The sequence below is a fragment of the Deltaproteobacteria bacterium genome, assembly GCA_016874775.1.
Classification (GTDB): Bacteria; Desulfobacterota; Binatia; order Bin18; family Bin18; genus VGTJ01.
Genome location: VGTJ01000213.1, coordinates 1 through 9,143 on the forward strand (window position 1 = coordinate 1; position 9,143 = coordinate 9,143).

7 protein-coding genes are annotated in these 9,143 nt (G+C 54.3%); 3 read left to right on the plus strand and 4 right to left on the minus strand.

What is annotated here, in order from left to right:
- Nucleotides 1-144 precede the first annotated feature (144 nt).
- Nucleotides 145-402: a hypothetical protein gene (locus FJ147_24990; GenBank protein MBM4259142.1), complete on the minus strand. Its 258-nt coding sequence runs from the start codon at nucleotides 400-402 to the stop codon at nucleotides 145-147.
- Between the two features lie 346 nt (nucleotides 403-748).
- Here FJ147_24990 and FJ147_24995 point away from each other — a divergent pair, with 346 nt between their 5' ends.
- The gene (locus tag FJ147_24995; protein MBM4259143.1) at nucleotides 749-1,894 is read left to right on the plus strand and encodes a pyridoxal phosphate-dependent aminotransferase; all 1,146 of its coding nucleotides are present in this window, start codon (nucleotides 749-751) and stop codon (nucleotides 1,892-1,894) included.
- Nucleotides 1,798-2,310 (plus strand): MBL fold metallo-hydrolase, encoded by a 513-nt coding sequence (locus tag FJ147_25000; protein MBM4259144.1) that lies wholly within the window; start codon nucleotides 1,798-1,800, stop codon nucleotides 2,308-2,310. Before FJ147_24995 ends, FJ147_25000 begins: the two co-directional genes overlap by 97 nt.
- A gap of 182 nt (nucleotides 2,311-2,492) precedes the next feature.
- On the opposite strand, the gene FJ147_25005 is transcribed toward FJ147_25000, so the two are convergent.
- From FJ147_25005 to FJ147_25015, 3 genes are all read right to left on the minus strand, one after another.
- On the minus strand, nucleotides 2,493-3,716 hold the full coding sequence (locus FJ147_25005) for a hypothetical protein (GenBank protein ID MBM4259145.1): 1,224 nt from the start codon (nucleotides 3,714-3,716) through the stop codon (nucleotides 2,493-2,495).
- 150 nt (nucleotides 3,717-3,866) lie between these two features.
- Nucleotides 3,867-6,038, minus strand: coding sequence for a hypothetical protein (locus tag FJ147_25010; protein ID MBM4259146.1), 2,172 nt, complete (start codon nucleotides 6,036-6,038; stop codon nucleotides 3,867-3,869).
- A 382-nt stretch (nucleotides 6,039-6,420) separates the two neighbouring features.
- Nucleotides 6,421-6,837: an EVE domain-containing protein gene (locus tag FJ147_25015; GenBank protein MBM4259147.1), complete on the minus strand. Its 417-nt coding sequence runs from the start codon at nucleotides 6,835-6,837 to the stop codon at nucleotides 6,421-6,423.
- Between the two features lie 129 nt (nucleotides 6,838-6,966).
- On the opposite strand from FJ147_25015, the gene FJ147_25020 reads away from it, so the two are divergent.
- Nucleotides 6,967-8,721, plus strand: coding sequence for a CocE/NonD family hydrolase (locus tag FJ147_25020; protein MBM4259148.1), 1,755 nt, complete (start codon nucleotides 6,967-6,969; stop codon nucleotides 8,719-8,721).
- Nucleotides 8,722-9,143 lie beyond the last annotated feature (422 nt).

Genomic DNA, 9,143 nt, shown 5'->3' on the forward strand with positions numbered 1-9,143 from the left:
AGGCCTACAGGTCTCCGACGATGAGTTTCAAGCGCTCAATATCAAACCCGGTAAGTTTCATGGCGATTGGAACTATACGCTTCTTCCTCGCTCTTAATCGGTAACTTAATTCTTGCCCATGCCTAACAGCCAAGTATGATGAGATCAGTCGCATGCTGTTGTTAACAGAAGAAACGACCCGGCAACCAGATGAATCCGATGGTGACGCGCCAATGCGCTGAGGCGTTCCGGGGTCGGACCAGGAATGGCCTCGGCTTGTTGCGCGCCTGTTCCCTTCGGGCCACGCCACGAAAATACTTCAGGAAGAACAATGAGTGAGGCGCCACGCTCAGCGGCGAGCCGAACAAACATCTCGGCCTTGGAGAGGTTTTCTTCTTTCGACGGCGAAGCGGTCATTTGCACAGCGGCAGCAAGCTAGGATCGCATGGATGCTCCTCCTGGGGCGAACCTAACGAACCGCTGTAAATGGGGCAAGGAGATAAGAAGGTACTCAGAATTCCCTCTCCCTCAGGGAGAGGGCTAGGGTGAGGGAATAGAATAAGTGGTACCACACTTTCTTCCCCTCATCCTGACCTTCTCCCTGGGGGAGAAGGGACCCATCATCGCTCGCGCATAACTGGTACCGAACAGTATTGGCACGAACGCTAGTAGCGCCCGACATGCGCATGCTCTGCTCTCCCATCACCTTGCTCTCTCTTTCCCACCAAGTATGATGCGCCGCATGTTCAAGCTACGCGAAAGTCGACGCATGCAGGCGGTGCAGGCGCCGATCATTCCGGTGGTCGCCGAGTTGATCCGCGCGAACCCAGGAACGATCTCTTTGGGCCAAGGCGTGGCATACTACGGCCCACCACCTGAGGTACAGGAGGCAGTCCGCCAGTTTCACGCCGATCCGGACAATCATAAATATAAACTGGTCCAAGGCACCGATCCGCTCTTGGAGATCATTGGTCACAAACTCCGTGAGGAGAACGGCATCGCACTGAGTGATGCGCAACGCATCGTGGTGACCGCCGGAGGCAATCAGGCGTTTTTGAATACCTTGCTGGCGATTACCGATCCGGGCGATCAGATCATTTTGTCGCTTCCTTACTATTTCAACCATGAGATGGCGATCGGCATGATCAACTGCGAGGCGGTGTGCGTACCGACCGATGAGCATTACCAACTCCGACTCGATGCCCTCAGCAAGGCGATCACGAGTCGGACGCGGGCCATCGTGACTGTGTCGCCCAACAATCCTGCAGGCGTCGTATATGCCGAGTCTGACCTGCGCGCGGTTAACGCGTTGTGTCGCGACGCTGGCATCTACCACATTAACGACGAGGCATACGAGTATTTCACCTACGACGGGGCGACGCACTTCTCGCCGGGGTCGATTCCGGGCAGTAGCGAGTACACCATCTCCTTGTACTCGCTGTCCAAATCCTATGGCTTTGCCAGTTGGCGGATCGGCTGGATGGTTGCGCCCGACCATTTATATACTGCGATCAAAAAGGCCCAGGATACAATTCTGATCTGCCCGCCGGTCGTGTCCCAACATGCGGCGGTCGCGGCGATGCGCGTTGGCGTGGGCTATTGCCGAGAAAAACTCCGCGCCATGACAGCGACACGTCAGGTTGTTCTGCGGACCCTGAAGGAGTTGAGTGATCTGATTGTCGTCCCCCGCTCTGACGGTGCGTTCTACTTCCTACTCCGCGTGCGAACCGCTATGGACCCGATGGTGTTAACCGAACGGCTCATTCGTGAGCATCAGGTAGCGGTGATTCCCAGCACAGCGTTCGGGTTGACCGATGGATGTTTTCTGCGCGTAGCGTACGGAGCACTGAGCGAAGAGGTGGCCGCCGAAGCAGTTGGGCGACTCGCGCGCGGACTCCGCCAACTGCTCAAGTGACAACGGTGATGGGGTATGACATTCGCGGTGGATTGTTAACGGCTGTACCGCATCGAGACTTCGACATCGCAGGCTACGTACTGCAGCCAGCGACGGCGACTCGACTATTGCGGGAAGGGGACATCGTCGATTGTGGAAGTCGCGCGTTCGAGGTGCTGCACTTACCTGGTCACTCGCCGGGGAGTATCGGGTTATGGGAATCAGTGACGGGCACGTTGTTCTCCGGCGATGCAATCTATGATGGTCCGCTGCTCGACGAAATTCCTGGCGCAGATATTGCCGCCTATGTTGCCACCATGCGTCGCCTACGAGACTTACCGGTGCAGGTCGTGCACGCTGGCCATGACGAGAGCTTCGGCCGTGAGCGATTAATCGAGATTACGGATAGTTATCTGCAGCGGCGTAGTTGTCTGTGAGGTGATTTTCCTCCCCAGTTCTCCTGCTGCATGGCAGATCGGTCCTGACCTAGGCAGCTGCCTCTATGGGATTCGTACCAGTTCAATGCGGTCGATATCACAACTAGAGATCTCTATTACCGACCGTGCAATGCGCGCGACCCCTTCTGTTTCCGCAGTGGACTGTAACTGATTCCAGTTGTTTAACTGAGCTCGTGGAGTAAAGCTCTGGTTGAAATTAAGTCGGGTGTTTCAAGTCCTTCAGTGAACCATGCGTAGATATCACGCAACAGCGTATGAGCTTCTTCGAGTCTACTACGTGATGCGGGATCAGTGTGACGTGACTCGTCTACCGCGACTTGTTGTTGCCGCAAGCGTACCAAATTCATGATGGCACGAAGTTCGAGGGACTTCGCGTGTTGCTCACGAGCGATGGCGATAGCTTTGAGGAAACACTGCTCCGCCTCCCGCTCCACCCCGTTTGGGTCTAGAGGCTTGAGACTAGGGGCTTGTGGGGAGGAGGAACTAGCCTCCAGCTTCCAGCCGCTAGTCTCTAGCGTTAGCTGGCCTTTGAGCCGATAAATCTCCGCCTCGTAGAAGCGTTCCTCAGTGCGCTCGACCACTTTCATTGCTTCGTCTAGCAATCGGAGCCCTTCTTCGGGGTGGCCATTGTTCCCCCTCACTTCAGCCAGCAGAGCAAGGAAGTACGGGCGTAACGCCTCTGCTCCTGTAGCCGCGGCTCCGTCGACTCCCGTTTGCATCTTTGCCATTCCCTCATTGTGATGGTTGAGTTGGGTCAGGGCCCAACCCTGCGTAACGGTGCTCCACGCCGCGTAGAGAGCAAAGCGTTGTTGACTGGCTAGAGTTGCACCTGCGTTGCCTTGCTCCTGTGCAGCCTGGGGTTCCTGACGGAGTTGATGCAACCACGCTAACCAGCAGTGAGCAAATACTAGGCTAAATGGATGATTCAGTTCTTGTGCGAGCGACAACGCTTGGTGTCCGTGTGCAAGCGCACGCTCGGGATAGCCAAGGTACCACAACGGCCATGCGAGAAAACTGCGCGCAGCAACGCCGATATCAATGCCGTACAGCTGCGCTAGTTGCTGATGCTGTTGGCGATCATAGAGGCAGACGGCCTGCTCAAAATGGTGCACTGCCTCCTGCGGGACACCACGCTGGAACAACGCCATCCCCATCAGGTAGTGTCCGAGCATCTGCGGTCCGCTGTCGGATTGGCGCTCCACACGCTGTAGGAGCTGCTCTGCAATCTCCAAGGCCGGTTGGGTCTGTCCGCGCACTAAGTAGAACAAGAGCGTCCCACGCAGCACTTGAAAAAGCTGAGGCGTATCGCCCACGCGCTGACAGAGCGTACGGGCATGGGTATAGAGCTGCTCCACTTCCGGCGCACTGTAGCCCTTGGTTGCCACGAGGGACACACCAAGAGTGACCTGAAGAAGTAATTCCTGCTCGATCCGCTCCGGCATGTCAGGCAGAGGCGCAAGTACCTCCAAGCCTTTGCTGAGGTGAGCAATCGCTTCATGATGGGCTGAGCGCTGGGCAGCGCGTTGCCCTGCTTGTCACCAGTAGTGCACTGCCTCGGCTGTACATCCAGCTTCAGTAAAGTGATGTGCTACCACTTCGGGTTCGCTCTGGACCAGTTCAGGAAAACGGGTCTCAATCATCTGGGCACTACGCTGATGATATTGTTGGCGTGTGCGACGTAGGAGTGACTGGTAAGCCGCGTCTTGCACCAGCGCATGTTTAAAAGTGTATCTCGCGTGCGGTGGACGGCCACGTTGATAGAGCACTTCGGCTTCAACCAGTTTGGTGAGTCCATCGTGTAAGCGCTCTTCAGAGGTAACCGACAGTGAATTCAGCAATTCATAGGAAAACTCACGCCCAAGCACGGCTCCCACTTGGGCGACATCACGCACGGCTGGTACGCGGTCGAGCCGCGCCAGCAGGGATCCATGGAGCGTTGTAGGAATGGCCACGTCAGACAGAGGCCGGACGAGTTGATAGGTATCATGCTGATCATCCCCAACTTTGAGGATGTCTGATTCGATCAGCGTTTTGGTCAATTCTTCTACATACAACGGGACACCGTCAGCTCGTGTCACTATATGTGTGATCACTTCAGGCGGAACGCGTTTACCCGAGGTCAGGTAACTGATGAAGGCTTCCACTTGTGGCCGTTCCAAGCGATGGAGGGTGAGGGGCGTCATGTGGGATCGTGTCGGCCACGGAGGAACGAACTCTGGACGAAAGGTGAGGACACTCAATAACGTGGCAGTCGGGACCTGTTCCGTAACCAGTCCTAGCAACTGTATGGTCGTTGGGTCCGCCCATTGCAGATCTTCCCACAGAACGAGCACAGGCTGACGTTCAGCTTCGGCAAGGAGCCAGGCGTTCAACGCATCCAGCGTTTGCTGACGCTGTTGCGGAGGCGACATATTGAGGGCAGGATAGCGTCCGTCAGACAAGGGGAGCGAGAGTAATGCCGCAAACAGGGGAACGACATTCTCAATCGGAAGGGCATATGGGGACAGTCCTCTCTCCAACTTCGTGAGCTTGACGTCTACACTGTCGTCACGTTCGAACTGCAGCAGGCGTTGAATATGATCGATCACAGGATATAACACACTGTTGGTATGATAGGGTGAACAGCGGAAAGTAATACGTGGAAATCCTTCGGTGGTGACCTGCGTACGTATGACATTAACGAGACCGGATTTCCCGATTCCAGCTTCGCCGCTGATCAGGACCACCTGCCCGACGCCTTCCTTGCTTTGTTGCCAACGCCGTCGTAAGAGCCCGATTTCCTCATCTCGTCCCATTAGGAGCGGAGCGCCCTCACGCAGCCCATTCCCGGCGTGATGGTCCTCCACTCGGACCCCGGTCACTTTCCACACTTCTAGTGGCTCGTTCACTCCTTTCAGAGTTTGCAACCCGAGTGTCGCTAACTCAAACGTGTCAGTGACGAGCCGAGCCGTCACCTGACTAATGACGATGGTATTGGGGGTCGCGAGTCCCTCTAAACGTGCTGCGATGTTGGGTGTTTCACCGAGTGCGAGTTGCTCGTGCCGTCCACCTCCACCCATCTGTCCGACCACGACAGGACCTGTGTGGATGCCGAGACGGACCGCGAGTTCGATGCCGTGCTCAGACTGCAGTCGGTGATTCAACGTCTCCATCGCTTCGACAATGCCAAGTGCGGTATGAATCGCGCGATGTGCCTCACGCTCATGCGCTTGGGGATAGCCGAAATAAACCAACAAGCCATCGCCGAGGTACTGCGCGATATGACCGTCGTACTGCTCGATCACGCCAGCTGCTGCTTCTTGATAAGCGCGCACCACCTCACGCAGATCTTCTGGGTCAAGCTGGCCAGAGAGCGTAGTCGAACCGACGAGGTCACAGAACATGACGGTGAGTTGCCGCCGCTCTGCTTCTGGATGCTGGGTGTTAGGGGATAGGGGTTTGGTTCCCTGACTTTGGACTTTGGACCTTAGACCTTGGACTCGTTCTGACTCTGGACTCTGGACACTCGATGCGAGACTGCTGTGGCCGATCCACACTAGCCCTTTGCCATCCTCATGGTGGGCGATCCCGCGAAAGTGCAGCTCAGTGCAGACATCGGCGATCTCTGCCTCATCCAAGCCGAGATCGCGTCGCAAGGTTTGATACGACAGTCGCTGTTCGAGAACCAATCGTCCAGCGACCCGAATCAACATTTCATAAAATTGCACTGCCAGTGCTCCGATCCGTAAAGATGAACCCCTAGTTCCACTTACGCCGAGAGTCTTACTTCACTCGATAGCCGGGGAGACCGGCAAGTGCAACCAGAGGTAACTCAGAAGCTGTTGATACATTCCGCAGAGGCCAGTGCAAAAAACGAAACCGTGCTTCGATCCTTCGACAGGGCTCAGGACTCAGCACGAACGGGTTAGCTCATCCCTTTTTCAGTTCCGTTGCCGTTAACCCTGAGCTTGTCGCAGAGTTTTTCAACAGCTTCTCATGACAGGTTTGTTGCGGTCGCTGCAAGACTGTAAGTTGACTTAGCGCTTATGACCAAACGACTACATCACGACACAGGCTCAACCTCTCTCCCTATAACTGATAGCCCAAAACCTACAGGCCGTTTCCCCTGCCTTTCGCGACAATGACCTCAAACTCCTCTTTCGTTACTGGGCAGACCGAGAGCCGCCCTTGGCGAATAAGCGCGAGGTTTTGCAAACGCTTTTCCTGTTTCATCTCACTCAATGTGACTGGCGTTTTGAGTGTCTCAACCGGGGAGAGGTCAACCACGACCCAGTTTGGATCTTCGCTAGTTGGATCTTGATACGATTCTTTAACGACCTTGGCGATGCCCACAACCGCGAGCCCTTCGTTGCTATGGTAAAACAACACGGTATCGTCTTTTTTCATCGCGCGCAGGTTGTTGCGTGCTTGATAATTCCGTACGCCATCCCAGAACGTGCGCTTGTCTTTGAGGAACTGTTCCCATGAGTATTTGAACGGTTCGGATTTGACTAGCCAGTAGTTCATTCTTTCCACCTTACCTCGTTTGCGTTTTTCCATGGCATTTAGTAGTCAGTAGAGGCATTTGAGACTAGAGGCGAGAGACTAGAGGCTTGGAGAAAAGAAAACTAGTCTCTAGTCTCACCAAAGGAGGATATGAACATGCCGCACGGAAGTCGTCCAGAGTATGCCATCAAAGTGGAAAAGAATGTGCCCGCCAAAATGCGCGATGGAGTGACATTACATGCCGATGTGTACCGCCCAGATGCCGAAGGGCGCTTTCCGGTGATCTTGCTGCGTCTGCCATACGGAAAACACATGGCGAGTGACTTTGGTGATCATGAGTTTTTTCCCGCGCGTGGTTATGTGGTGATCATTCAGGATGGACGCGGTCGCTTTGATTCTGAAGGAACGTACTATCCGCTGATCGATGAGCCGTTTGATGGTTACGATACCGTCGAGTGGGCGGCATCATTGCCATACTCGAATGGGATGGTCGGTACCCAAGGCCAATCCTATCTTGGTGCTACGCAGTATTTGCTAGCGCCGACTCGTCCGCCGCATCTGCGCTGCGCCTTTCCCGTGTCTGCCGCTGCCGATTTCCATGACAGTTGGGTCTATCACGGCGGTGCGTTCTCATTGGGCTGGCAGATTCCCTACGCGATCTTCATGGTGCGCAACACCATTGAGCGCATGGGACTCAAAGATGAACTATGGCCGAAAATTCGTCCAGACCTGTTACGCTCGATCAACTTTGGTAACCCGATGACGCCGGAAGCATACACCCGGTTACCCTTGATGTACTGGGCTGATCTGCTCAAAGACACGTCACCGTACATTCGTGATTATCTCACCCATCCTGAAGACGGACCGTACTGGTGGGCAGTCAATGTTGAACGACAACATCACAATATCAGCATCCCCATGTACCACGTCAGTTCGTGGTACGATATTTTCCTGAAAGATGCGATTGTCCACTTTAACGGCTTGCGCTCGCGAGCCATGACCCCAGAAGCGCGTGGCGGACAACGATTGCTGCTTGGACCGTGGGCGCACCTATTTCCCTATACGACACCGACAACCGGTGGTACTGGCGATATCGATTTCGGTCCCAATGCCTTTATGGATCTGCATGATGTGCAATTGCGTTGGTTCGATTACTGGTTGAAAGGCGTTGATACCGGTATATCGGAAGAATCGCCAATCCGACTGTTTGTGATGGGCACCAATCAATGGCGTGACGAGTATGAATGGCCGCTTGCGCGGACGCGCTATACACCGTATTACCTGCATAGTCGCGGCAAGGCTAACACGTTGAATGGGGATGGGGCACTGAGCCTCGAAGTTCCCGGAGAAGAGCCTACCGATCAATATCGCTATGACCCCGCTAATCCGGTTCCCACGAATGGCGGTAACACGCTGATTATTCCAGTGGGCGTGAAAGACCAACGTGAAGTCGAGAGCCGCCCAGATGTGTTGGTTTACACTGGCGCGCCGCAGGAAAAGCCACTGGAAGTGACTGGACCACTCAAAGTCGTGCTGTATGCGTCATCGTCAGCGTTGGACACCGACTTTACCGCGAAACTCGTCGACGTTCGTCCTGATGGGTACGCACAGAACATTGCTGATGGCATCTTACGAGCACGATATAGAGAATCACAAACGACGCCCAAGTTTCTCAACAAAGATGACGTGTACGAATTCACCATTGATCTTTGGGCGACCAGCCATGTGTTCTTGCCAGGCCACTGCTTGCGGGTAGAAATCTCCTCAAGCAATTTCCCGCGTTTCGATCGCAATCTTAACACGGGCGGTGATCAAGCGACCGGAACCACCTGGCAGGTGGCTGAACAGACGGTGTTCCACAACCAGAAATTCCGCTCACACATTCTGTTGCCAGTGATTCCTTGAGGTTGGATGTATATTGGGGTGAAATTTTTTCGATATTGAGATATATTAAGTCTTTAATCCAGGTTTGTTTTTGAATATTTTACTGTTCAACCCCAAGGAACTGCTCGTCCATTCCGGAATGTGCTCCTCTACGAAGAAGTGGAGAGATATCGCCACGCGCCGTCTCTCCACCCCTCAGCTGAACGCAACTCAGGCAAACCTCCTGCCGCGTTTGTTTGCTCTCTAGACAGCATAGACCGTTCCATGTTACCGACATATCAAGAGATATAAAGTTGGTTGGGGGGGAGTGGTACATAACTTCGCTAAGGAGAGTTCTTGAAAAGAGTATCCCAAGCTCAAGCAATCAAAATCCTCAATATCCGTCTAATCTATTAAGGTTTAGGGAATACTTTGGTCAATGCGCAGATGGTATAATCTTTCCT

Coding starts and splice junctions, on each gene's coding strand:
- FJ147_24995 (MBM4259143.1), top strand. CDS start 749: ATGCAGGCGGTGCAGGCGCCGATCATTCCGGTGGTCGCCGAGTTGATC.
- FJ147_25000 (MBM4259144.1), top strand. CDS start 1,798: ATGTTTTCTGCGCGTAGCGTACGGAGCACTGAGCGAAGAGGTGGCCGC.
- FJ147_25015 (MBM4259147.1), bottom strand. CDS start 6,837: ATGAACTACTGGCTAGTCAAATCCGAACCGTTCAAATACTCATGGGAA.
- FJ147_25020 (MBM4259148.1), top strand. CDS start 6,967: ATGAACATGCCGCACGGAAGTCGTCCAGAGTATGCCATCAAAGTGGAA.